This is a genomic window from Azobacteroides sp. (SeqCode), from assembly GCF_055395615.1.
This window is the reverse complement of sequence record NZ_AP014701.1, coordinates 635,333-660,837: the sequence shown is the minus strand read 5'-3', so window position 1 is coordinate 660,837 and position 25,505 is coordinate 635,333. Positions and strand designations below refer to the sequence as shown.

Annotated in this window: 14 protein-coding genes, 1 tRNA gene, 2 rRNA genes and 4 pseudogenes; 9 read left to right on the top strand and 12 right to left on the bottom strand. The window is 31.0% G+C overall.

The annotated features are described in order from the left end of the window. Window positions 1-20: 20 nt before the first annotated feature. Window positions 21-848 (top strand): diaminopimelate epimerase, encoded by an 828-nt coding sequence (gene dapF, locus ACZ5QM_RS02705; protein WP_464182478.1) that lies wholly within the window; start codon window positions 21-23, stop codon window positions 846-848. A 77-nt stretch (window positions 849-925) separates the two neighbouring features. Here dapF and rrf read toward each other — a convergent pair. The 7 genes and pseudogenes from rrf to yajC form a co-directional block, all read right to left on the bottom strand. After that, window positions 926-1,034: ribosomal RNA gene (rrf, locus tag ACZ5QM_RS02700) — 5S ribosomal RNA — on the bottom strand. An 83-nt stretch (window positions 1,035-1,117) separates the two neighbouring features. Then, window positions 1,118-4,006, bottom strand: a 23S ribosomal RNA gene (locus ACZ5QM_RS02695). A 541-nt stretch (window positions 4,007-4,547) separates the two neighbouring features. Then, window positions 4,548-4,715, bottom strand: a pseudogene (locus tag ACZ5QM_RS02690) (helix-turn-helix domain-containing protein); the annotation flags it as partial. A 190-nt stretch (window positions 4,716-4,905) separates the two neighbouring features. Then, window positions 4,906-5,794: pseudogene (locus tag ACZ5QM_RS02685) on the bottom strand (sigma 54-interacting transcriptional regulator); the annotation flags it as partial. Window positions 5,795-6,096: 302 nt separating this feature from the next. Then, entirely contained in the window at window positions 6,097-6,492 is a 396-nt protein-coding gene (locus ACZ5QM_RS02680) for a DUF5606 family protein (protein WP_464182475.1), read from the bottom strand. A 40-nt stretch (window positions 6,493-6,532) separates the two neighbouring features. Beyond that, window positions 6,533-7,117: a dephospho-CoA kinase gene (coaE, locus tag ACZ5QM_RS02675; protein WP_464182473.1), complete on the bottom strand. Its 585-nt coding sequence runs from the start codon at window positions 7,115-7,117 to the stop codon at window positions 6,533-6,535. A gap of 102 nt (window positions 7,118-7,219) precedes the next feature. Further along, a complete protein-coding gene (gene yajC / locus ACZ5QM_RS02670; protein WP_464182471.1) occupies window positions 7,220-7,546 on the bottom strand; it encodes a preprotein translocase subunit YajC in 327 nt (108 codons plus the stop codon). A 110-nt stretch (window positions 7,547-7,656) separates the two neighbouring features. Between yajC and gltX the strand changes: the two genes are divergently transcribed. Then, window positions 7,657-9,165: a glutamate--tRNA ligase gene (gene gltX / locus ACZ5QM_RS02665; protein ID WP_464182470.1), complete on the top strand. Its 1,509-nt coding sequence runs from the start codon at window positions 7,657-7,659 to the stop codon at window positions 9,163-9,165. Between the two features lie 416 nt (window positions 9,166-9,581). On the opposite strand, the pseudogene ACZ5QM_RS02660 reads toward gltX, so the two are convergent. Both ACZ5QM_RS02660 and uvrA read right to left on the bottom strand, forming a co-directional pair. Continuing rightward, window positions 9,582-10,118, bottom strand: a pseudogene (locus ACZ5QM_RS02660) (gamma carbonic anhydrase family protein). Between the two features lie 9 nt (window positions 10,119-10,127). Next, a complete protein-coding gene (gene uvrA, locus ACZ5QM_RS02655; protein ID WP_464182469.1) occupies window positions 10,128-12,905 on the bottom strand; it encodes an excinuclease ABC subunit UvrA in 2,778 nt (925 codons plus the stop codon). A gap of 281 nt (window positions 12,906-13,186) precedes the next feature. Here uvrA and ACZ5QM_RS02650 point away from each other — a divergent pair, with 281 nt between their 5' ends. Both ACZ5QM_RS02650 and rseP read left to right on the top strand, forming a co-directional pair. Then, a complete protein-coding gene (locus ACZ5QM_RS02650) occupies window positions 13,187-14,344 on the top strand; it encodes a 1-deoxy-D-xylulose-5-phosphate reductoisomerase (protein WP_464182468.1) in 1,158 nt (385 codons plus the stop codon). Between the two features lie 2 nt (window positions 14,345-14,346). Then, a complete protein-coding gene (rseP, locus tag ACZ5QM_RS02645; protein ID WP_464182467.1) occupies window positions 14,347-15,651 on the top strand; it encodes an RIP metalloprotease RseP in 1,305 nt (434 codons plus the stop codon). Window positions 15,652-16,455: 804 nt separating this feature from the next. Here rseP and rpsO read toward each other — a convergent pair. Next, window positions 16,456-16,725, bottom strand: a complete 270-nt coding sequence (rpsO, locus tag ACZ5QM_RS02640) for a 30S ribosomal protein S15 (RefSeq protein WP_464182465.1) — start codon at window positions 16,723-16,725, stop codon at window positions 16,456-16,458. Between the two features lie 97 nt (window positions 16,726-16,822). Between rpsO and ACZ5QM_RS02635 the strand changes: the two genes are divergently transcribed. After that, window positions 16,823-17,776: a glycosyltransferase family 2 protein gene (locus ACZ5QM_RS02635; RefSeq protein ID WP_464182463.1), complete on the top strand. Its 954-nt coding sequence runs from the start codon at window positions 16,823-16,825 to the stop codon at window positions 17,774-17,776. A gap of 348 nt (window positions 17,777-18,124) precedes the next feature. On the opposite strand, the gene ACZ5QM_RS02630 is transcribed toward ACZ5QM_RS02635, so the two are convergent. Next, window positions 18,125-18,198 (bottom strand) — tRNA-Asn (locus tag ACZ5QM_RS02630). A gap of 291 nt (window positions 18,199-18,489) precedes the next feature. Between ACZ5QM_RS02630 and ACZ5QM_RS02625 the strand changes: the two genes are divergently transcribed. The 3 genes and pseudogenes from ACZ5QM_RS02625 to ACZ5QM_RS02615 all read left to right on the top strand — a co-directional run bounded on the left by ACZ5QM_RS02625 (window position 18,490) and on the right by ACZ5QM_RS02615 (window position 21,018). Then, complete coding sequence (locus ACZ5QM_RS02625) at window positions 18,490-18,684, top strand: hypothetical protein (protein ID WP_464182461.1); 195 nt, start codon at window positions 18,490-18,492, stop codon at window positions 18,682-18,684. A 492-nt stretch (window positions 18,685-19,176) separates the two neighbouring features. Further along, a pseudogene (locus tag ACZ5QM_RS02620) lies at window positions 19,177-19,494 on the top strand (S41 family peptidase); the annotation flags it as partial. Between the two features lie 882 nt (window positions 19,495-20,376). Continuing rightward, window positions 20,377-21,018 (top strand): MBL fold metallo-hydrolase, encoded by a 642-nt coding sequence (locus ACZ5QM_RS02615; protein WP_464182459.1) that lies wholly within the window; start codon window positions 20,377-20,379, stop codon window positions 21,016-21,018. 1,308 nt (window positions 21,019-22,326) lie between these two features. Here the strand turns inward: ACZ5QM_RS02615 and ACZ5QM_RS02610 are convergent. Continuing rightward, entirely contained in the window at window positions 22,327-22,617 is a 291-nt protein-coding gene (locus ACZ5QM_RS02610) for an HU family DNA-binding protein (protein ID WP_464182457.1), read from the bottom strand. A 175-nt stretch (window positions 22,618-22,792) separates the two neighbouring features. Here ACZ5QM_RS02610 and ACZ5QM_RS02605 point away from each other — a divergent pair, with 175 nt between their 5' ends. Then, on the top strand, window positions 22,793-25,411 hold the full coding sequence (locus ACZ5QM_RS02605; RefSeq protein WP_464202994.1) for a valine--tRNA ligase: 2,619 nt from the start codon (window positions 22,793-22,795) through the stop codon (window positions 25,409-25,411). Window positions 25,412-25,505: the final 94 nt, after the last annotated feature.

The following is a 25,505-nucleotide window of genomic DNA, read 5'->3' as shown; positions in this document are numbered from 1 at the left end:
ATTTCTTTTAATCAAAATGTATGAGATTTGCTAAAATGCATGGAGCAGGTAATGATTATGTATATGTTGATTGCTTTCAAGAAAAAATAGATTGCCCAGAAAAATTGGCTATTCGTGTAAGTGATCGTCACAAAGGTATCGGTTCAGATGGTTTAGTATTAATAATGCCTTCTGATAAGTGTGACTTTCAGATGCGTATGTTTAATTCAGATGGATCGGAAGCTCAAATGTGTGGTAATGCTATTCGTTGTGTGGGCAAATATGTATACGATAATGGCTATACTAAAAAATTGAATATTACGATAGAAACACTATCAGGAGTAAAAAAACTTGTTTTATTCCCAGTTGATAACAAGATAAGTATGGTAAAGGTAAATATGGGGAAACCAATATTATTTACTAAAAATATTCCAGTAATATGGAAAGAAGAAAGATTGATTTATAAGCCAATAGATTTATCTTCTGGGCAATGGATGTTGACAGCTGTTTCTATGGGAAATCCTCACGCTATTATTTTTGTCGAAAAAATTGACAACTTAGACATTGAAGGAATTGGAAAAGAAATAGAACATCACCCTATATTTCCAGAAAAAACAAATGTAGAGTTTGTAGAAATACTCTCATTGTGCCATGCAAAAATGAGAGTATGGGAAAGAGGAAGTGGAGAAACACAAGCCTGCGGAACAGGAGCGTGCGCTGCTCTTGTTGCAAGCGTCATAAATGGAAAATTAAATAGAAAAGCTACAATTTCCCTTTTAGGAGGAACCCTAGAATTAGAATGGAATAAAAAAACAGAACATGTATTCATGACCGGAAACGCAGTACTAGTGTATACTGGGAATTTTTAAAATACAAAATGGAAATTTCCTATCTGAATTTTGATATTTTAATTAATAACTAATGGTACTTAAAAAACATTTAGAAAAAATGGCGGCTACTTACTCTCCCGCAATCGCAGTACCATCAGCACCATCGGGCTTAACTTCTCTGTTCGGAATGGGAAGAGGTGGAACCCCGACGTTTTAACCACCTAATACCTATTAATTGTATAATTTTAACATATAATAAAGCAAGAATTAAAATAGAACTCAATTGTTTTTTATAATTGAAAATAAATTTCAATAAGCATTCGGGTAATTAGTACTGCTCGGCTATGGTGTTACCACCTTTACACCTGCAGCCTATCTACGTCGTAGTCTTCAACGACCCTAATTGGAAATCTAATCTTGGAGACGGCTTCGTACTTAGATGCTTTCAGCACTTATCCTATCCCAGACATAGCTACCCAGCAATGCTTCTGGCGAAACAACTGGTACACCAGCGGTCTGTCCAACACGGTCCTCTCGTACTAGTGTCAGCTCTCCTCAAATTTCCTACGCCCACAACAGATAGAGACCGAACTGTCTCACGACGTTCTGAACCCAGCTCGCGTGCCACTTTAATGGGCGAACAGCCCAACCCTTGGGACCTTCTCCAGCCCCAGGATGTGACGAGCCGACATCGAGGTGCCAAACCATTCCGTCGATATGAGCTCTTGGGAATGATAAGCCTGTTATCCCCGGAGTACCTTTTATCCTTTGAGCGATGACCCTTCCATTCAGAATCACCGGATCACTATGCTCTAGTTTCCTACCTGATCGACTTGTCTGTCTCTCAGTCAAGCGTGCTTATGCCATTACACTCTACGAACGGTTACCAATCGTTCTGAGCACACCTTTAGAAGCCTCCGTTACTCTTTTGGAGGCGACCACCCCAGTCAAACTACCCACCATACAATGTCCTTGCTATTGCAAGTTAGGATTCAAACAATCCAAGAGCCGTATTTCAACGTCGACTCCACTGACACTAGCGTGCCAACTTCACAGTCTCCGGCCTATCCTACACATCAATTACCCAAATCCAATGTAAAGCTATAGTAAAGGTTCACGGGGTCTTTTCGTCCCGTTGCGGGAAATCGGCATCTTCACCGATACTACAATTTCACCGAGCTCATGGTTGAGACAGCGAGAAGATCGTTACACCATTCGTGCAGGTCGGAACTTACCCGACAAGGAATTTCGCTACCTTAGGACCGTTATAGTTACGGCCGCCGTTTACCGGGGCTTCAATTCAATGCTTCTCTTTTACAATGACATCTCCTCTTAACCTTCCGGCACCGGGCAGGTGTCAGACTGTATACTTCATCTTTCAATTTTGCACAGCCCTGTGTTTTTGTTAAACAGTCGCCTTCTCCTATTCTCTGCGGCCTACTATTCAGTAGGCGTCCTTTCTCCCGAAGTTACAGGACCATTTTGCCTAATTCCTTAACCATGAATCACTCGAGCGCCTTAGTATTTTCTACTCAATCACCTGTGTCGGTTTACAGTACAGGTACTTAAACAATTAGCAGTAGCAGTTTTTCTTGGAAGTATGTTTACCTTCATATCCGTTTGTGCATGCACTCACGGTACTATCAGGTTCGACTCTCACAGTGGATTTACCTGCCATGATCAACATCTACACCCTTTAACCAGCTATTCCGTCAGCCGGCTGAAGTTTCACTCCTTCGTCCCTACTTCCCTCATTTAAATAGTACCGGAATATTAACCGGTTCTTCCATCGGCCTCGCTTTTCAGCTTATCCTTAGGTCCTGACTTACCCTGATCCGATTAACGTTGATCAGGAAACCTTGATCTTTCGGCGTGCAGGTTTCTCGCCTGCATTCTCGTTACTTATACCTACATTTTCTTTTCTAATCGCTCCAGCACCAGTCACCCAACACCTTCTGCGCAATTAGAATGCTCCCCTACCAACTGCTATCAAAGCAGTTCCACAACTTCGGTAATATGCTTATGCCCGATTATTATCCACGCCTAATCACTCGACTAGTGAGCTGTTACGCACTCTTTAAATGAATGGCTGCTTCCAAGCCAACATCCTAGCTGTCTCTGCAATCAGACTTCGTTAAATACAACTAAGCACATATTTCGGGACCTTAGTCGATGGTCTGGATTCTTCTCCTCTCGGACATGGACCTTAGCACCCATGCCCTCACTCCTGATCTTTATTTTATACGCATTCGGAGTTTATCTAGACTCGACAGGTGATGAAACCCTCTCATCTAATCAGTAGCTCTACCTCATATAAAAACCAAATCAAGGCTGCACCTAAATGCATTTCGGGGAGTACGAGCTATCTCCGAGTTTGATTAGCCTTTCACCCCTACCCTCAAGTCATCTGAAAATTTTTCAACATTTACCAGTTCGATCCTCCAATTGGTATTACCCAACCTTCAATCTGCTCAAGGGTAGCTCACTCGGTTTCGCGTCTACTCCTGCTGACTACATGCCCTATTCAGACTCGCTTTCGCTTCGGCTACATATCTTAAATATTTAACCTCGCCAACAAAAGTAACTCGTAGGTTCATTATGCAAAAGGCACGCCGTCACATACGCATAATATGCTCCGACCGCTTGTAGGCAGACGGGTTCAGAGTCTATTTCACTCCTTTATTCAAGGTTCTTTTCACCTTTCCCTCACGGTACTAGTACACTATCGGTCTCTCGGGAGTATTTAGCCTTACGGGATGGTCCCCGCCAATTCACACAGGATTTCTCGTGTCCCGCGCTACTCAGGATACTACTAAACTTCATCATTAAGTCGTATACGGGATTATCACCCTCTATGATATATCTTTCCAAATATTTCTACTTTAACGAAATCTTGTCTTATTGTAGTCCTACAACCCCGGTTGTGCCTAGACACAACCGGTTTGGGCTGTTACGCTTTCGCTCGCCACTACTTACGCAATCACTATTGTTTTCTCTTCCTCTGGGTACTTAGATGTTTCAGTTCCCCAGGTTCGCCTCTCTTTCGAGACGTCAGACATAATCTGACAGGTTGCCCCATTCGGACATCCGAGGTTCAATCAGTTATTTGCACCTAACCCCGGCTTTTCGCAGCTTATCACGTCCTTTTTCGCCTCCGAGAGCCAAGGCATCCACCGTCTGCCCTTATTCACTTATTTTTTCTTCCACTTATTAGGTTATTATCACATATTTACATCATGTACAAACTTCTCCGCTTTATTTCGAATAAGTTAAAACAGACTGAATTATCCACTCAAAAAATTAAACGAAAATACCTTCAACTGTTTTTGTACAAAACAACGTCCCTTAATAATTCTAAAACTTTTAATACGACGCCAAATCTGAATAATAACCACTTAAACCTTATTCTCTCATAATCCTTACTTTATCAATATGTCAAAGAACTCTCTCTACATAAAACACACTCATTCTATCTTAATCTCATAGAATAAATCAGCCTATTAACCCATATTCCCTCTTATTCTTTATTAAGAATAAGACAAAGTTAAATAAAACATTTTAATAAGTATGATAAAATATCATTAAATCTGTTTATATTATAAATTAATCGTTGGTTATCAACGATTAATTTATAATATGTCCTATTGATACAGTACTATCAATTTCATTAAATCAATCGCAATTCGTCGAAGACAAAAATAGTTTACCTTTATCTCGAAGCAACTATTATCAAAAACCTCAATATGCCGAAGAAACTTTATTTATTCCATACTCTTTGATTTTTCTATATAACGTTCTTTCTGATATACCCAATTCTTGAGCAGTATTACGACGATTCCCTTTGTTTTTTTTCAATATTTTTAGTATCATTTCCTTTTCAACTTTTTCCAAAGAAAAGGTCTGCTCAGGTTCTTTTTTTTTTCATCAGAAATTTCGTCAACATATGGATATCGCAACTCTTCCTGTACAACAGCATACTTTCTGTCATTTATCAATGGATAAGGAATTGTTTCAGACAATTCCTGTTTAGATTGAGCTTTAGTATTTACATTACCCAATAATTCAGAAACATTTTTTTTCAACTCTCCAATTTCTCTACGCATATCAAACAAAATTTGATACAAAATTTCACGTTCATTAGAAAATGATTTCGACTCAAAATTAGAAGAAATAATTACGGGTAATTGCTCCATATCAGAAGAAGTAAGATAAGTTTTTAATTGTTCTCCATCTATTTCTCTTTCTTGCTCAAAAATAGAAACTCGTTCTGTAATATTTTTTAATTCACGAATATTACCTGTCCAGCGATATTTTACTAAGATATCTCTTGCCTCTTCTGTCAAACGTATTACAGGTATCCGATATTTTTCTGCAAAATCGCTAGCAAACTTACGAAAGAGTAAATAAATGTCATCTTGTCGTTCTCGAAGAGGTGGAATTTTTATAGGAATAGTATTTAAACGATAGTACAAATCTTCTCTAAATTTACCTTTTCTAATTGCTTTCAATAAATCTACATTTGTAGCAGCAACAATGCGAACATCAGTTTTTTGTACTTTGGATGACCCAACTTTTATAAATTCACCATATTCTAATACACGAAGTAATCGAGCTTGAGTAGCTATTGGCAATTCACCGACTTCATCTAAAAATATCATTCCTTGGTCAGCTACTTCAAAGTATCCTTTTCTATCAGAAAATGCTCCTGTAAACGAACCTTTCTCGTGACCAAATAATTCAGAATCAATAGTTCCTTCCGGAATTGCCCCACAATTAACCACGATATATGAGCCATGTTTTCTCATACTGTTTTGATGAATAATTTGGGGAAAAACTTCTTTACCTACTCCGCTTTCTCCTGTAATTAACACAGTCAAATCTACAGGAGCAATCAATAAAGCCTTCTCTATTTCACAATTGAGTAAAGAACTATTACCAATAATACCAAATCGTTGCTTAACCTGCTGAATTTCTGTGATTGTCATTACTAGAGATATTAAAACTTTTCTTATTACACATTACACCTATTCAGTGAGTTTTTGACTCAAAATTTAAATTATATATTCCTTCCCTCATGAATCCTATACTTATAAATCAATATATTACGATTTTTAATCAACATTTAATATTCTACAATATATAATATATATTTTCATTTGAACTTTTCTTTATCTTCCTACGAAAAACAACTAACTTCAGACTGTAATAACTTTATTATTTTCTTTTATTACCCTAATTATCAATATTACATATTATCTTATCTTGTTCAATTGCTTTATTACATTTTTTATTTTTCTAAAAAATCTATTAACTTTTCTTTAACTAAGAGATTATACCATAACAATATTTTCCTAATATGAGATGAATAAACACGTCTTCTATCATAATTATGAAGTATTATTTTAAAATAATCATTTAATACTTTGTTATCTGAGTCAAAGATTTTAGAATCGATCTCATTCCCTTTTTCTTTTTCATTAATTTTTGATAAAATTAATGAAAGTGAAATTTCGCTAGATTCTGTATATACAGTAATTTTACTCAATGGAGTTACTTTATCTTGCAAAGATATAAGCACTCTTTTGTGAGTTAGTAAAGATTCTACAACAAATATGTTTTTTCCTTTTGAAAGTAACTTGAAAAGCCCAGGTTTTCCAGAAATAGCTAAAATTTCTTCTAACATGACAATATCATAGACTATATATTTTATTTTGACAAATAAATTAGCCTCTTTGCAACAAAGTAAGTAAATTTTCTACCTGAGGCAATATAGCTTGTTTATTATCATTGATAATAGTATAATTTGCTCTATTAATTCTTTCTTTATCTGGTAATTGACTACTTATTCGACTTAGGATAAGCTTCTTATCTAGCCTTTCCCTCTTTTGTATGCGCCGGATTCTCACTTTTGTAGGGGCAAAAACATTAATACTCACATCTACCCATCTGTCAAACCCAGAATCAAATAAAATAGCAGTTTCAATTCCTATAAGAGATATTTTCTTGTACTGCTCTTTCCATTCAAAGAAGTTTCGTAATACCTCAGGATGAATTACAGAATTGACAAACGCTAAATGTTCAGGTCGATCAAAAATTAACAAGGCAAGCATAACTCTATCCAACATATTTTCTTTATAAATAGCTGATCCAAACCTCTTAGATAACTTTTCTCGTACAATCTGGGACGAATCACTTATTTTCTTGGCTGCAACATCAGCATTATAAATAGGAATTTTCATTATTTCCAATACTTTGGCAACTACTGATTTTCCACTTCCAATACCTCCAGTTATACCCAACACTCTCATAAAATTGCCAAAATCTGAAACATAGCTACTGGAGTGTAAAAATCAAAATACACGTTCATATTCCATAAACATTTATTCAAAACACAAAAACAGAACCGATCACTAATTACTATGTTTTTTACCAGAAGGAATATCGTTAAAAGCAAATACCGAAGATTTATCCACTTTAACTTTTACTTCTTCAGCAATTTCAACTATACAAAAAGCATCATTAATCTCCCTTAATTTGCCATGCATCCCACCAGACATCACTACCTTATCTCCTACTTTTAGTGCCTCCCTTTGTGCTTCGATTTTTTTTCTCTGTTTTTGTTGCGGACGGATCATAAAAAAATACATGATTGCAAATATCAAAACGATCATTATGAGTCCACCATAACTATTCCCTCTAACTGAAGTTGTTTGTAACAAAATACTTATTAATTTCATATTTTCAATATTTTCGAAATAGCGAAGGTAATCATTTTTTTAAGATTACGAAAAAGCAAAACCCCGGATTTCAATAAAAAATGATAAATTTACAAAAAAACTACATCTATATGAAAGTACGTGTTCGTTTTGCTCCTAGTCCTACTGGACCATTACATGTCGGAGGTATTCGAACGGCTTTATATAATTATCTTTTCGCTAAAAGACACTACGGCGCTCTCATTCTTCGAATTGAAGACACCGATTCTGTACGACTTCTTCCTGGAATAGAAGAATATATCGTTGAAACATTCAAATGGCTGGGAATTATCTTCGATGAAGGCCCACATCACAGAGGTAATTACGGCCCATATAGGCAATCCGAACGAAAGGCAATATATAAAAATTATGTAGATATATTGTTAAATAATAATCTGGCTTACATTGCCTTTGACACTCCCGAAGAATTAGAAGCAAAACGGCGTAGTATTCCTAATTTTCAATATGACGCTACTACTCGTATGGTAATGACCAATTCTCTAACCTTATCTAAGGAAGAAATAAAAAAAAGAATTACAAACAGCAATCAATATGTAGTACGAATTAAGATTGAACCAAATAAAACAATTGTAATAAATGATTTAATACGAGGGAAAGTGAACATTAATTCTTCTGTTTTAGATGACAAAGTACTTTATAAATCGGTAGATAATCTTCCAACTTATCATTTGGCAAATGTTGTAGATGACCATCTAATGGAGATCACTCACGTTATCAGAGGGGAAGAATGGTTGACTTCTACTCCTCTTCATATTACTCTTTACAAATATTTTGGATGGGAAGAAACAATACCTGTATTTGCCCATTTACCTTTATTATTAAAATCCAATGGGAAAAGAAAACTAAGCAAACGAGATAGTGAACATTTTGAATTTCCTATATTCCCATTGCAATGGACAGATCCAAAAACTGAAAAATGTATTCCTGGTTATCGTGAAATTGGCTACTTCCCAGAAGCTCTTATCAATTTTTTAGCTTTGCTCGGCTGGAACCCAGGTAATGAACAAGAAATTTTTTCTATTGATGAATTATCAACATTGTTTTCATTAGAAAAATGTAGTAAAAAAGGCGCTAAATTTGATTATGAAAAAGCCAAATGGTTTAATCATCAATACCTTCAAAAAAAATCTGATAAAGAAATTGCCAAATTATTTTTTCATTTTTATTCTAAAAAGCTCAAGGGTCAAAATTTTAAAAAAATAACTAAAGCAGTCGGTATAGTTAAAGAACGTGTAAGCTTTATCAAAGATCTCTGGTTTGAAACAGACTTTTTTTTCTTTCCTCCTAATACTTACGATAAAAAGACTGTCCAAAAGCAATGGAAAATAGAAAGTTCTACACAATTAACAGAATTATCTAAATTATTGACAACTCTTACCAATTTTTCTTCACAAATTTTAGAAGAAACTATAAAAAATTGGGTTATTAATAAAGGTTATTATCTTGGGAATATCATGAATGCCTGCCGATTGGCATTGGTAGGTACCTCAAAAGGTCCACATATTTCTCATATCATGGAAATATTAGGAAAAAAAGAAGTCATTAAAAGAATAAAAAAAATCATTCAAGTGTTACGTTAATAATTTATTAACAAATTATCTTAGTATCGAACGATAGTCTAGTGTGTTTCTACAAGTTATTAACATTGGACTGAAAATAGATTGATGAACAAGGGGATATTGATATAGTAAATTTTTCTTCAAGAAGAGAAACTATCGGACATAAAATTATTCTAGAATAGATAACTTTTTTTTTTGGGGGGGGGGGAGGGGGAGTTGGTGATAATAGAAGAACTCCAAAAATGTTTTGAACATTATACATATACGTCAATTTTAGCTTGTATAAACAAAAAAACTATTTTTTTAGAAATCGTTTGCCTAATTGTTTTAGATTTTAGAATCAAAAAAAAAATGTTATCAATTTGTGCAAAAAAAATATTAGTAATTCTACAATTAATGAGTAACGACACAATATCCAGTACACTTATCATAGTTTTTTATTTTGTTTTTACATTATTCCCTGATTTATACAACCATGCATACATTAGATAGTTTTTAGCAATTTTCTGATTGATTTTTGATTGTTCGGAACTATTTTTTTAATAAACTTAGCAGGTATTCCACCATAAATACTGTTTGCTTCTTAACTCTGGTTCCACTTAAAACAACTGTCCAAGCAGCAACTAATGTATTTTTCTCAACTATAAAATTATCTAAAACTACTGAACCAGTTCCAATCAATGATCCATCTTCAATTTTTACTCCGTGAACAACTATATTATGCCCAATACTTATATCGTTACCTATTTCAACTACAGATTTCTCACAAAGTGTATGAATTATTGAACCATCTTGAATATTTACCCTGTTCCCTAAACGAATAGCATTTACATCTCCCCCCTTAATACAGTACCAAACCAAATACTACAATCATCTCCAATAATTACATCACCAATAATTGAGGAATTATCTTCCAAAAACAAATTTTCCCTAAATTGAGGTGTAAAACCTCTTACTGATCTAATCAAAGTCATAGTCTTTTATTAAATATTTAATAATTTTTCCTTCAAAAATCTTCCTGTAATAGATATTCCATTCTCAGCAATCTTTTCAGGAGTACCAGTATCGACTAAATGACCACCATTTTCTCCTCCTTCTGGTCCTAAATCAATGATATAGTCAGCAGTTTTAATAATGTCCATATTATGCTCTATAATCACAATTGTATGTCCACGATCAATTAATGCATTAAAAGCATGTATTAATACTTTAATGTCATGAAAATGAAGTCCGGTAGTTGGCTCATCAAAAATAAACAGAGTTGGTTTATTTTTTTCTTCACTGAGATGGTAAGCTAATTTTAGTCGCTGATTTTCTCCCCCAGAAAGCGTAGTAGAACTTTGACCAAGCTTAACATAACCTAATCCAACTTCATGTAAAACTTGTAATCTACGCATAATTTTTTTCGTCTTATTATTTTCTTTTTCTTTAAAGAAATCAACTGCTTCATCAATAGTCATGTTAAGAACATTGTAAATATTCTTACCACGATATTCTATATCCAAAACATCCAGATTAAATCTTTTTCCATGACAAGATTCACACTCTAAAACTATGTCAGCCATAAATTGCATTTCAATAGTAATTACTCCTTCACCTTTACATTCTTCACATCTTCCACCCTCTATATTGAAAGAAAAATGTGATGGAGTAAAATGTAATTGTTTCGCCAAAGGTTGTTCAGCAAAAATTTTTCGTATTTCATCATAAGCTCCAATATAAGTTACTGGATTGGAACGTGTAGATTTTCCAATAGAATTTTGATCTATAAATTCAATATGCTCTATAAGATATAAATCTCCAAAAATATTTTTAGCTTTCTTCTTGCTTTCATAAAATTGTCTTAGTCTTTTATAAAAGACGTCGCATACTAAAGAAGATTTGCCTGAACCGCTCACTCCTGTAACTACTGTCATAATATTTAATGGAAAATGTACACTAAATCCTTTTAAATTATTTTTCCAAACATTTCTTATTTCAATAAAATTATTCCATTTTCTGCGTTGTGTAGGAACTTCAATTTTTTCTTTTCTAGCCAAATAGCGAATTGTATAACTTTTAGAAGTCATATCTAATTTATCAATTTCCCCTTTATAAATTATTTCTCCTCCATCCTTGCCTGCTTCAAGCCCCATATCTATAATATAGTCTGCCGAACGAATAATTTCTTCATCATGCTCTACTACTACCACAGTATTACCTAATGTCTGTAATTGCCTTAAAACTTTAATCAACAAAAGTGTATCTTGCGAATGCAATCCAACACTGGGTTCATCCAAAATATATAGAGAACCTACCAGACCATTTCCTAATGCTGTTATTAAATTAATACGCTGGCTTTCTCCACCAGACAATGTGGAAGACAGTCTCCCCAATGTTAAATACCCTAATCCTACGTTATTTAAAAGATGTAATCGAGAAGTAATTTCAATTAATAATTGTTTGGCAATTTGTGCATCATATTTGTTTAGTTGAAGATTTTCAAAAAAAAATTTAACTCTATTAATGGATATATTCATTAAATCAGCAATATTTTTCCCTCCAATTTTTACATATAAAACTTGATGTTTTAATCGTTGCCCTTTACAAACTGGACACGTGATATTCCCTCTGTAACGAGCATAGATAACTCTATATTGCATTTTATACAATTTTTTTTCTACATATTTAAAAAAATCATTGATCCCATATAACGTTCCTTTTCCATTCCACAACAAATCTTTTTCTTCCTGCTTTAATTCTTTATAAGGACAATAAATGGGAAATCTATAAAAAGAAGATTTTTGAATAAAATCTTCTTTCCATTTGTTCATTTTGATCCCTCTCCAACAAGCTATTGCATCTTCATATATAGATAAAGAAGTATCTGGGATTACTAACTCATCTGATATTTCTAAAATTGTTCCAAATCCTTTGCAAGCTGAACAAGCACCTATTGGACTATTGTAGTTAAACATTTTATCTGAAGGTTCTTCAAATTTAATTCCATCGATCTCAAATTTTCTTGAAAACTCTTCTGAAATGACACCTTGTTTTGTATAAAAACGAAGAATACAACTATCATTACCCTTTAAAAAAGCAGTTTCTATAGAATCAAAAAAACGAGAAACAGTCTGAGATTCATTAGCGATAATAAGTCGATCTATTACTAAATAGACCTTATTTAATAATACCAAGCCTTCAGGAACTTCTAAAATAGGATAGATCTTACTATCGATTTCTATTCTTGAAAATCCTTCTTTCATCAATACTTTCAATTGCTCGTTTATAGAACAAGACTCTGTTTGATTTATTTGAGTAAGTAAAATAACACGAGTTCCATTCGGATAACGCAATACTCTATCTATTACATCATTAGTTTGATATTTACATACAACATTTCCTGTAATTGGAGAAGTAGTTTTACCTATACGAGCAAATAGCATACATAAATAAGTATAAATTTCAGTAGAAGTAGCTACTGTACTACGCGAATTAGAAGTATTTACCCTTTGTTCAATAGCAATGGCTGGAGGTAATCCTTTGATAAAATCCACTTCAGGTTTATTTTTTTTACCAAAAAACTGACGGGCGTAAGCAGAAAGACTTTCTACATAACGTCTTCGTCCTTCTGTATATAAAGTATCGAAAGCTAAAGATGATTTCCCAGATCCAGATAACCCTGTAATTACAATGAGTTTATTACGAGGTATTTCCAAATCGATATTTTTAAGATTATTGGCTCTTGCTCCTTTAATAACAATATTAGATTCTAATGTCATACTTTCTACAATATTTTTTGATATCAGATAACATTTTAATAAATTTCAAACAAAAATACAAAAACACTACAGCAATTTGTTAGTCATAACTTAATAATGCTTTTTTCTTATTTTTTACTTTTATTTAATAAAAATTACCTTTGTTGGAATATATTTATAGATGCATTTATAAAAGGCCAACATTAACAAAAGTTAAACAAAGATATAGATAAGGACAAATATCTAAACCAAGTATTGTTAGTGAATATTGAAAACAATAAAAAAGAAAATTTTAAGAACAAATGAGACAAATAGCCTTATTAGGTTCAACTGGTTCCATCGGGATACAAACTTTGGATATTGTCCGTCAACAACCTAAAAAATTGGGAATTTATGCTCTTTCTGCTAATAATCAAGTAGAGTTGCTTATTCAGCAAGCGATCGAATTTCTTCCTAAAATTGTTGTCATTGCCAATAAATTCAAATATAAACAACTTAAAGAAGGGTTAAAAAATCTTCCTATTAAAATTTTAGCAGGAGAAGACGCTGTTTCACAGATAGTAAAAGCTAACCCTATAGATATAGTACTTATAGCTATAGTTGGTTACGTAGGATTAAAACCAACTATTCATGCTCTTAAGGCTGGAAAAAAAATTGCATTGGCAAATAAAGAAACGTTAGTCCTTGCAGGAGAGTTGATAACACAATTAGCCATAAAACATCATACAACAATTTTGCCTATAGATTCTGAGCATTCTGCAATCTTTCAATGTTTGATTGGAGAAAATCCTGATACAGTAGAGCGTCTTATTCTAACCGCTTCAGGAGGACCTTTTCGAAAATATTCTTTGGAAGAATTAAAATTTGTTACCAAACAAAAGGCTTTGAAGCATCCCAATTGGTCAATGGGAAATAAAGTAACTATAGATTCAGCCACTTTAATGAATAAAGGATTTGAAGTAATAGAGGCTAGATGGCTGTTTGGTATAAATCCTAAACAAATTCAAGTACTAATACACCCACAATCTGTCATCCATTCTATGGTACAGTTTAAAGATAATTCTATTAAAGCTCAATTAAGCTTACCTGATATGCATCTACCTATACAATATGCTTTAACTTTTCCAGAAAGGTTAAAATCTAATTATAGATTATTAGATTTTGATAAAAAAAATCATTTGACATTTGAAAAACCTGATACTATTCGTTTTCGCAATCTTAATTTAGCCTTTGAAGCTATTCGACAAGGAGGAAATATGCCTTGCATTCTTAATGCAGCTAATGAAATAGTGGTGAACGCTTTTTTGCAAGACAAAATAAAATTCCTGGCAATGAGTGATGTAATCGAAAAAGTTATGAACTTATCAGGATTTATTTCATCTCCCACTTATGAAGATTTATCAGAAACAGACCGAACAACAAGAATCATAACATTGGAAATAGTAAGAAAAACAAAATAACTATGGATACAATCCTAATTAAAGCATCTCAGTTAATATTAAGTCTGTCTATACTAGTAATTGTTCACGAATTTGGACATTTTTTATTTGCACGAATATTTAGGGTGAAAATAGAAAAATTTTATCTATTTCTAAATCCTTGGTTTTCCTTATTCAAATATAAATCCAAAAGAAATAGAACTGAGTATGGTATAGGATGGTTACCTTTGGGGGGATATGTAAAAATTGCTGGAATGATAGACGAAAATCTAGACAAAGAGGCTTTAAAACAAGCACCTAAACCATGGGAATTTCGTTCCAAAACAGCATGGAAGCGTCTTCTAATTATAACAGGAGGTGTCTTAATGAATTTTATTTTAGCTTTTTTTATTTACTCAATGATGGTATTCAAATGGGGAGATAATTACATTCCAATTGTTAAAACCCCTTTGTTTTTTAACAATATTGCTCATGAAGCAGGATTTCAAGATGGAGATATTATTCTTGCTGCCGACAATAAAAAGTTGACACGTTATGACGATTTAAATTTATTCCATGTAATTAACTCAAAAATTGTAACGGTTCTACGAGAAAAAATTAAAAAAAAAATAGCTTTACCTAAAAACTTCAAGTCACAAATTATTTCTACGCAAACACCATTTTCTGATTATCGATCTAATCGAATAGGAAGTTTATTACCAAATGGCAATGCAAAAAAAGTAAGAATGCAAATAGGAGATAGAATAGTATCAGTCAATGGGGCTGAAATCAATTCCTTCGGAGGATTAGTTTTCCAACTATCCAAATACAAAGACACGGATATACAATTAAAGATTATGCGATCATCAAAAAAAATGAATATCCAGGTACATGTCGATACTAACGGTAAAATAGGTGTTTTTTCTAGTACTCAATTATCTCCCATAATAAACAACTATAATTTTTTGCAAGCTTTTCCTGTAGGATTTATACTTGGTATTAGAAACCTTTCATTCTATGTACTTCAATTAAAGTTTTTTTTCACTAAAACAGGTATAGAAAATATCGGAGGACTTGGCACTATCGGAAAGCTTTTCCCAGCAATATGGGATTGGCCTACCTTTTATAGTATGACTGCTCTATTGTCTATCATGTTGGGAGTAATGAACCTTTTACCTATCCCCGCATTAGATGGTGGACATGTAATTTTTCTCTTCTATGAAATAATAACCGGTCGCCAACCAAATAGAAAATTTATGGAATATGCTCAAATTATAGGGGTATTTTTACTTTTTATACTGCTAATATATGCTAATGGCATGGATCTTTTTAGAGCATTTTTCAAATGATTTTTTATCCTTTAGTTTGAACTTAGCATATAAGTTCAATTAGTTATAATAACTGGTTATAATAAAAGGATTTTTGTTCTTAAATACTTAAATGAGAATCAAAAGTTACTATTATGGTTGTTAATAACAATAAGTTACAGGAAAGATTGTATAACTATATATTTTTTTAAAAGTCACGTATATTTACTTTCTACTTTAATTGAGAATAAAATGTATTTTATCTATTATATACAGGCTTCATTTATAATAATATCTTTAATCGATACATCAGAAATTAAAAGGAGAATATAATTAGATAAACTATCTATGGGATATAAATTTCTAACAATAAAAATTCTTATTTCATTTATTTTTTGGATCTATACCAAACCTTGCATATAACAATATTCCAAAAAAATAACAAACTCTATGTTCAATAAGGTAATACTTAACCATACAAAAGATAGTTACGAATGGCATACTATGTTTTAAAAAAACAAACACATTTCAATTTCTTTACCAACTACTGTAAAAGGAAAAGCAAGCAAACGACACATTCTCATCTGATCGTTTATATCAAGGATATAGGTTTTATAAAGGATTTTCTACAGTACAAGTAGGCAATTATTAGAACAAAATTATGGAAACTTTATCATCGAAAACAAAAATACAACTTTGGATTTTTTAACAAAAAAATGCTATATCCTTATATATTAAACAGTAAAATATTGACAATATTATACTATTTCTACTGATACAAAAAGAAAAAGAACAAGCTATTACCAATGAATTATTTGATATTATTGGTAACTCAAACAAAGAAAATTATTTTCTAATACCTAATTCTTTGATAATAAAACGATACCGATCGACATTATACTCTTTTAAATAGTCTAATAACCGACGACGCTTACCTACTAACATTTTAAGAGATCTTTCCGTTCTATAATCTTTCCTATTTAGCTTAAGGTGTTCAGTTAGATGAAGAATACGGTAGGAAAATAGTGCTATTTGTCCTTCAGAAGAGCCAGTATCAATATTAGATTTTCCATATTTTTCAAAGATTTCTTTTTTCTTTTCCGAATCTAAATACATAATAAAAATTTATTAAAAAATTATTCAAAATAAAATAATCACAAATTTAATTATTTTTTATTTAATCCTATTTTATACTTAATTTTATAGTTTAGAAATGGATATATCAATCGTCATACCTCTATTAAATGAGGAAGAGTCTCTTACTGAATTATGCGAATGGATAATTAAAGTAATGCAAAAAGAAAAATTTTCTTATGAAATTATTTTCATAGATGACGGAAGTACGGACAATTCGTGGATGATTATTGAAATTCTCAGAAAAAAATATTCAAAAGTCGTAAAAGGAATTCGCTTTCAACGAAATTATGGAAAATCTCCTGCTTTACAATCGGCTTTTCAGAGAACTAAAGGAGATGTAATTATTACAATGGATGCTGATTTACAAGATAGTCCAGATGAAATACCAGAACTTTTTCATATGATAAAAGAAGAAAAATTTCATCTAGTATCTGGTTGGAAAAAACCCAGATATGACTCTATAACTAAAACACTGCCTACTAAATTGTTTAATGCTGTTGCACGTGTTTTTTCAGATATCAAACTGCACGATTTTAATTGTGGATTAAAAGCTTATGACAAACTTGTAGTAAAAAATATTGAAATTTACAATGACATGCACCGTTGGATACCTTATTTAGTCAAAAATGCAGGCTTTAATAAAATAGGTGAAAAAGTGGTTCAACATCAAGTAAGAAAACATGGATACAGCAAATTTGGATTAAATCGTTTCACTAATGGTTATTTAGATTTATTCACGCTATGGTTTTTATTCAAGTTTAGTAAAAAACCTATGCACTTTTTCGGATTGATTGGAAGTATAATGTTTATCGTCGGGTTAGCTTCCATACTAGTAGTAGGTGGTATAAAATACCACACTCTTATCAAAGGAACAAAGGCTCCTTTAATCGCCTGTACCCCCTATTTTCATATAGCAATCGCAAGCATGGTTATCGGCATACAACTATTTTTGATAGGATTTATGGGTGAATTAATTATTAGAAACTCAAAGGAAAGAAATTCTTACCAAATTACCAAAGAATTAGAGTAAACTGACTTCATGAATACACAAATTTCTGCAATTATTTTCTCAAAATACTAAATTTCAACATTTCTTATGATCCAAGCATTTTTTTAAATCTATTTCTAATTTATCACTAAACTAAACAACGGCTTCACTAATATGTTTTATTAATTGACACTGCTCTTTCCGTTCCTAAAAACGATAATTACAATTGCTATTTTACTTTAAAATATTCAAATACTGGTCGAAACCCACTTCCTACCTATTTTTTTTGCTTTAAAATCCATTCTACTAAGCTCTCCTTAATCTAAGGACAAAGCTTTCTATTTTTATTTTCAACTCATTTTTCTGTAAAAAACTACCTTACAGTACTCGCTCTCCCTCTTGGACTTGAACCAAGGACCCTCTGATTAACAGTCAGATGCTCTAACCAACTGAGCTAAGGAAGAATTATTGTATAAATAGAAAAATGAATATAAACATATTTTTCTATTTATACAAAATTATTGTATAAATAGAAAAATATGTTTATATGAAATTTACTAGAAATAGAATTTCTTTACTTATTTCTTTACTTTGTATTTGTTTTTCCAAAATATTTCCTCAGTTATCTGAATAACAACATTTCGAGATATCTAAATATTTAGATATTTTTAATTTACTCTTCAACAAACTAAATTTTATATTGTATTAATGCATTAAATTTTAAAAAAATAATACAAAGCAACATTATTTACATAATGCAAAAACTGGATCCATATACAGAATATATTTCAACAGAAAATTTATCCGATTTTCAAATTCAAACAACAGGTCAATATGGAGAAATTGGAGCAACTATCTCAGAAAAAAACGATGAAATAATTATTTTAGAAATATACGAAGGAATGCCTACTTCTTTAGTAGGGTTACTTCCAAGTAATAAAATTTTATAAATAAATGAGAAAAGTATAATAGGTAAGACTACTTCATTTGCAAGTGAATGTCTGAAAGGAAAGTCAAATACAAGCATAAAAATATTATATCAACGATTAGGATGGGAAAATCAAAAAAATGAAAGATTAAAAGAAAGCTGGTTAATATTAATCCAGTTACTTATTACAATTTAGTAAGAGGCAAAATTGGTTATATCTATCTTTCTTCTTTATCTTCTTTTACTTCTCAAAGTGCTCTGACTATAAAAGAAAATTTGATCGAGTTAACAAGAAAACATCAAATTAAAGCTTTAGTACTGGATGTTCGTGATGATGAAGGGGAAATAATAGATAATTGTTGGACATATTAAATTTTTTCCTATCAAAGGAAGAGTTATTGCTCTCTCTAAAAGGAAAAAATAAAGAAATAGGAAAAATTTATCGTGCTATTCAGAAATCTATTGAATCTGACTTGCCTTTAACTATATTAGTCAATAAAATTCTGAATCCAATTCCGAAATTCTCACTGGAACTATTCAAGATACTGATAGGGATGTTATTATTGGTACTCATACCTATGGAAAAGAATTAGTACCGTCTATTAATCAATTGCCTCACAATACTCAATTAAAATTAACAACTTCCAAATATTATATTCCTAATGGACGTTGTATTCAGTCTATTGATTATTTTCATAAAAACGAGAATAAAAAAATACCTTCTAAAATTCCCGATACACTTATCAATATATATTATACTTCTTACAACCATTCAGTTAAATATGGAAGAGATATTTTACCAGGCTTTTTAATAAAAAAAGAGAAAATCTAAGCAATTATTTATTACATGAAACCAAACTTTATGTTTTTTGATTTTTTTTGTTCAATAGAAAGCCAAACATCCCAAAATAAATGCTCCTTCAGAATTTATCTTAACGGATAATATTCACAACGAATTTAAAGAGTTTATCAAAAAAATGCACAACAGAATTTAAGTTATAATCAAAACAATAAAAAGATAATAGAATCTCTAAGAATACTTCTAAAATCTGAAGGAAACTGCGATGCAGTTGTTACAAAATTTCAATCATTAGAAAATAAACTCAAATCTAATTTGATTCACGATTTAGAATTTTACAAGTCACAAATATCTAGCTATGTACATTGTTAAGCAATACTATTTTGCTAAAGGGGATTCTGGCCTATCAACTTTGCAATTATCCTGTTCTAAACAGAGCTATAGAGGTTCTTCAAAATAAATCACTATATAATGCTATGCTAAATAGCAACTAAACGTTAAACTAATTAAGTATATATTAATAGAATGTTACAAAACTTTCTTTTCTAGAAAAATTAAAATATATGATATTTTTTTAATTCAAATGAAAAACAAATGTATAAAAATAATAAAGGGTTATTTTTAGTGTAATATTTTTTTTTGAATGTTATATATAGATGCTTATATAATAGATGGTAATATGAAAAAATCTAGTTTATCAAAAAATTATATATACTAGAATATTTATTGTCTTAAATCTTTTAAGAAGATTAATCTTTACATTATTCAATTTTTCTAAAACTATGAAATTTGAGAGATACAATCAAAATGTCTTTTTTCAATATTTAGTTTTAATTTTGTTCTAATTACGTACAAGATATTTTAATACAAAAAAATAACTAACTTTGGAATGTTCGTCTAGTTTTCTTGAAAAGAATGAAAATCAAATTATTTGAATTTAATTCAGTACGAGTAAATACCTACTTAGTTTATGATGAAACTAAAGAAGCAGCTCTTATTGACTGCGGAGCTTTTACAAAAAAAGAATGCATAGAATTAAAAGAATTTATAGATTTTAATCAACTGAAATTAAAGTATTTAATTAATACTCATTTACATTTTGACCATATATTGGGCAATCATTTTATTTATAAAACTTATGGATTAAGGCCTCAATATCATCAAATAGAGGAGTCTATGCCCGATTTAAAAGTACAAGCAACTATTTTTGGATTTTCTATTAATTATCAACCAATAGCTGCTGATCATTATCTCAAAGAAAAAGATACTATTTTTTTATTTGGGGGGAGTATCACGTTAAAAGTATTATTGACTGCAGGACATTCTCCCGGAAGTCTCTCATTTTATTCCAAAAAAAATGATTGTGTATTTACAGGTGATGCTTTATTCTATCATAATATTGGACGTACTGACCTATGGGGCGGAAATCAAGATATATTAATCTCTTCCATTAAGAATAATATATTTACTTTACCGGACAATACTAAAATATTTCCTGGTCATGGTCAGTTCTCTACCGTTAAAGAAGAAAAACAACATAACCCGTATATAAAGTAATTTCCCACTTAATAAATATCTAAAGAATAGCATGAGTTACATTAACACATGGCAAGATATTCATTGTTTATCTAAAGTATCATAAATACAAAATAGTATTAATGACTAGTGAACTTACAAACAAAAAAGCAATTAATTATTAAAATTAATTAATTCATTAGATAAAAAAGATGTTGATTTACGTCTGAGAAATAGAAGGCAGTATTCTTACTACTAGGCACAATAATCTTTTCAAGAAAATATTCATAAATAATTATTGTTAATAAAGTTTTTTCAATAAATTATTTTTCGTTTTTAACAAATATATAAGAATAATATGAGTTATAGTATTTAAGTGAATGCACAACTATTCTTGTTTGATTATTCGCAAATCTCATCACATAATTATTATTTTTAACATTAAGATAACCGGGAATAAGTGCTCAAAACGAAAATATATGCCTAGAATATCTATTATTTTAACATTTTACAGCTAACACTAAGCTAACCTTAGTGTTTCAATTTGAATAAATCAGGTATTAGAACTTTTTTAAAGAACATTTTAAGAAAAATTCCCCTAAACTACGCCAGATAGTACGTATCTGGCGATTATATTAGCTTAGCTTATACACATCAACTTGTGCCATAAATTATATAACAAAGAATCCATCGAAAAATTATGAAGAGGAAAATCGAATTTGACCACTCACTATGACCTCACTTACAACATTTTTGTAACTAAAGTTACTCCTGAAAAGATACAATTATAAAACTTTATCTTCTATCTTTTTAGCTTTAATCTAAAAACGTACTTATTCCTCTGTCTTACTGTCTTAAGCTAAGCAATCCAAATCTTTTATTTTATAGATAATTATAAACTCAAGTCTGTTATAAAACAATTTTTGAGTTTTTTCTTAATTATTAATTTACCATTATGAGGAGCATAATTTTAATTTTAAATTAAATACACTAAATAATTAATAAGCTGAAAATTAGTTCACCACAACCACAATACGTGCATAAGCTTTTCAAACCCATACAAGTTCCCATCCAAACAAAAAAAATACCGCCAAATTAATATAATCGTGTTACTTTGTAATCATCATAAAAACATTCACTAACCATATATAGTAATTTTAAATTCTATTTTACCTTTAAATATCCTTGATTGTTTGTATAGCAAACTAACTATTATTCTATTCCTTTTTCTTTATTTTGAAAATTTTACTATCTGATTATCAAATCTTGACAACCTAATATAATTACACCTATGAGTAGCCTTTGAAATTCAAATCCAAACATCATTTTCGATGACCCTAATTGAACTATCTATCTGTTATTCATACCATCTATTACTTTATTTTTAAAGTAATCAGATGGCTTAAAGTGTGGAACATAACGTTCAGGTAAAAAAATTGTAATATTTTTTTTAATATTACGTGCAGGCTTAGCAGCTCTCCTTTTTGCCGTAAAAGTACCGAAAAATCGCAGATATATATTCTTACCAGAACTTAAAGAAGTAGTTATTTCTTTCATAAATCCTTCAACTACGGCTGAAACACTTTCTCTGTCTATTCCCGTCTTTTCTGCAATTATAGCAACAATTTCTTTCTTTGTCATATGTTATGATAATTTAATAATAAATTATCTGCAAGTGTGCAAATTTATAATATTTACTTTATAATAAAAAAATATTATAAATCATATTCTGTTTTTATTCTAAAGGACATTCATTAATTTCCTTTGGAAATATTATTTTTGTAACATAAATCTTGACTAGATTTTGTTTTTAAGTATGCAATACAACCAAATTATAACAAAATATAATCCTTCAGAAGTAGAAAGAAAGTGGTATAACTATTGGATAAAAAAAGGTTTTTTTTACTCTGTTCCAGATAATCGTCAACCTTATACTGTAGTTATTCCGCCACCTAACGTAACTGGTGTTTTACATATGGGACACATGTTAAACAATACGATTCAGGATATATTAGTTCGTAGAGCAAGAATGTTGGGAAAAAATGTTTGTTGGGTTCCTGGAACTGATCATGCATCAATCGCCACTGAAGCTAAAATTATTTCTATATTATCTAAAAAAGGCATTCGAAAAACTGATTTAAAACGAGAACAGTTTTTAGAGTATGCATGGAATTGGACACGTAAACACGAAAAAACTATTTTAGAACAATTAAAAAAAATAGGAGCAAGCTGCGATTGGAAACGAACATGTTTTACTATGGATAAACAAAGGTCAGAAAGTGTTACGAAAGTTTTCGTGGATTTATATAATAAAGGTCTGATTTATAGAGATATAAAAATGATTAATTGGGATCCTACAGCAAAAACTGCCATATCAGACGAAGAAGTAATTTATAAAAAACAAAAAGGAAAGTTATATTATATCCGTTATAAAATAGTAGGAGAAGATAATTATGCTATAATTGCTACTACTCGTCCAGAAACTATATTTGGTGATACTGCTGTATGTATTCATCCTAATGACTCAAAAAATGCATATCTAAAAAGAAAAAAAGTAATTGTTCCATTTATCAATCGTGAAATTCCTGTTGTTGAAGACAATTGCATAGATATAGAGTTCGGTACAGGTTGTTTAAAAGTGACACCTGCACACGCTATAAAGGACTATATATTGGGTAAAAAACATAAGTTGGAAATATTAAATATATTCAACGATGATGGTACATTAAACAAGTACGGGTTACAGTATGAAGGTGAAGACCGTTTTATCGTCCGAGATAAAATAGAAAAAGATTTAGAAGTAATCGGATTAATTGAAAAAACAGAAGTTTATGAAAATAAAGTTGGTTTTTCAGAACGGACTAATGTTCCTATTGAGCCTAAATTGTCTACGCAATGGTTTTTAAAAATGAAAGATTTAGCAAAACCAGCATTAGAAGCTGTTATGAATGACACAATTCGATTTTATCCTTCTAAATTCAGGAATATTTATCGCCGTTGGATGGAAAATGTCAAAGATTGGAATATTTCCCGTCAATTGTGGTGGGGACATCGAATTCCTATTTATTTTTTACCTAAAGGAGATTTTGTAGTAGCTGAAACCCCTGAAAAAGCATTAGTTTTAGCAAAAGAAAAAACAGGTAATCCGAAATTACAACCATCCGATTTACATCAAAATGAAGATTCATTAGATACGTGGTTTTCGAGTTGGTTATGGCCTATTTCTGTATTTGATGGTGTAAACAAACCTAATAACAAAGAAATTGAATATTATTATCCAACTACTGATTTGGTAACAGCTCCTGATATTATTTTTTTTTGGGTAGCTCGTATGATTATGTCTGGCTATGAATTGAGAAAAAAACCATGCTTTCATAATGTATATTTTACTGGAATTGTTCGTGATAAATTAGGACGCAAAATGAGTAAATCATTGGGTAATTCTCCTGAACCTTTGGATTTAATTATACGATATGGAGCTGATAGTGTCCGTATGGGACTAATATTGTCTGCTCCAGCTGGAAATGATGTTCTTTTTAACGAAAGTCTTTGCAAGCAGGGGAAACATTTCAGCAATAAAATATGGAATGCCTTTCGATTGATCAAGGGATGGCAAACAGTAGATATGGAACAAGCAGAATCTTCAGTTATGGCTGTTCGCTGGTTCAAATCACGATTGAATATGACTATTAAAAATATCAATAATTCATTTGATAAATATCGTATTTCAGAGGCTTTAATAGATGTTTATAAACTATTTAGAGATGAATTTTGTGCTTGGTACTTAGAAGTTATAAAACCGGAATATGGCAAGCCAATAGATAAAAAAACATATAAAATATCATTGTTTTTTTTTGATTCCTTACTCAAACTTCTTCATCCTTTTATGCCGTTCATCACTGAAGAATTGTGGCAATCTTTAAAAAAACGAAAAGACGGAGAAAGTATTATGGTATCAACAATTCCGATTTTTAACTCTGTTGAATTCCATTCAGCAGGGATGGAAGAAGCAAAAGAAATTGTTTCTAATATTCGTACAATACGCTTACAAAAAAAAATTCCAAATAAAGAAAAACTTATATTACAGATTAAAGGAAATTATGAAACTAATTATGATTCAGTAATTATTAAAATGGCAAATCTTTCCACTATCGAACAAGTAAATGAAAAACCATCCGAAGCTATTCATTTTCTAGTAAAAACAATTGAATTTTTTATTCCAAGAAAATTCAATATTTATAAAAACGACGAATTGAACAATTTGAAAAGAGATTTGCGATATTACCGTGATTTTTTGTCTTCGGTATTGATAAAATTGAATGATGAAAATTTTATTTCCAAAGCCCCAACAAAAATCATTGAAACAGAAAGAAAAAAACAAGCGGACACGGAAAGCAAAATTAAGCTGTTAGAAGAACACATTGCATCATTATAATTTTCTTGTTAAACTCAATTTTTTAACAAGAAAATAGGCTACTTCAATAGCTCAAAATAAGCAGGCTAATTACAAAAAAGCAGGTTTCTACAAT

Coding starts and splice junctions, on each gene's coding strand:
- ACZ5QM_RS02680 (WP_464182475.1), bottom strand. CDS start 6,492: ATGTTAGAAGAAATTTTAGCTATTTCTGGAAAACCTGGGCTTTTCAAG.
- gltX (WP_464182470.1), top strand. CDS start 7,657: ATGAAAGTACGTGTTCGTTTTGCTCCTAGTCCTACTGGACCATTACAT.
- dapF (WP_464182478.1), top strand. CDS start 21: ATGAGATTTGCTAAAATGCATGGAGCAGGTAATGATTATGTATATGTT.
- ACZ5QM_RS02615 (WP_464182459.1), top strand. CDS start 20,377: ATGAAAATCAAATTATTTGAATTTAATTCAGTACGAGTAAATACCTAC.
- uvrA (WP_464182469.1), bottom strand. CDS start 12,905: ATGACATTAGAATCTAATATTGTTATTAAAGGAGCAAGAGCCAATAAT.
- ACZ5QM_RS02635 (WP_464182463.1), top strand. CDS start 16,823: ATGGATATATCAATCGTCATACCTCTATTAAATGAGGAAGAGTCTCTT.
- rpsO (WP_464182465.1), bottom strand. CDS start 16,725: ATGTATTTAGATTCGGAAAAGAAAAAAGAAATCTTTGAAAAATATGGA.
- yajC (WP_464182471.1), bottom strand. CDS start 7,546: ATGAAATTAATAAGTATTTTGTTACAAACAACTTCAGTTAGAGGGAAT.
- ACZ5QM_RS02625 (WP_464182461.1), top strand. CDS start 18,490: ATGCAAAAACTGGATCCATATACAGAATATATTTCAACAGAAAATTTA.
- ACZ5QM_RS02605 (WP_464202994.1), top strand. CDS start 22,793: ATGCAATACAACCAAATTATAACAAAATATAATCCTTCAGAAGTAGAA.
- ACZ5QM_RS02650 (WP_464182468.1), top strand. CDS start 13,187: ATGAGACAAATAGCCTTATTAGGTTCAACTGGTTCCATCGGGATACAA.
- coaE (WP_464182473.1), bottom strand. CDS start 7,117: ATGAGAGTGTTGGGTATAACTGGAGGTATTGGAAGTGGAAAATCAGTA.
- ACZ5QM_RS02610 (WP_464182457.1), bottom strand. CDS start 22,617: ATGACAAAGAAAGAAATTGTTGCTATAATTGCAGAAAAGACGGGAATA.
- rseP (WP_464182467.1), top strand. CDS start 14,347: ATGGATACAATCCTAATTAAAGCATCTCAGTTAATATTAAGTCTGTCT.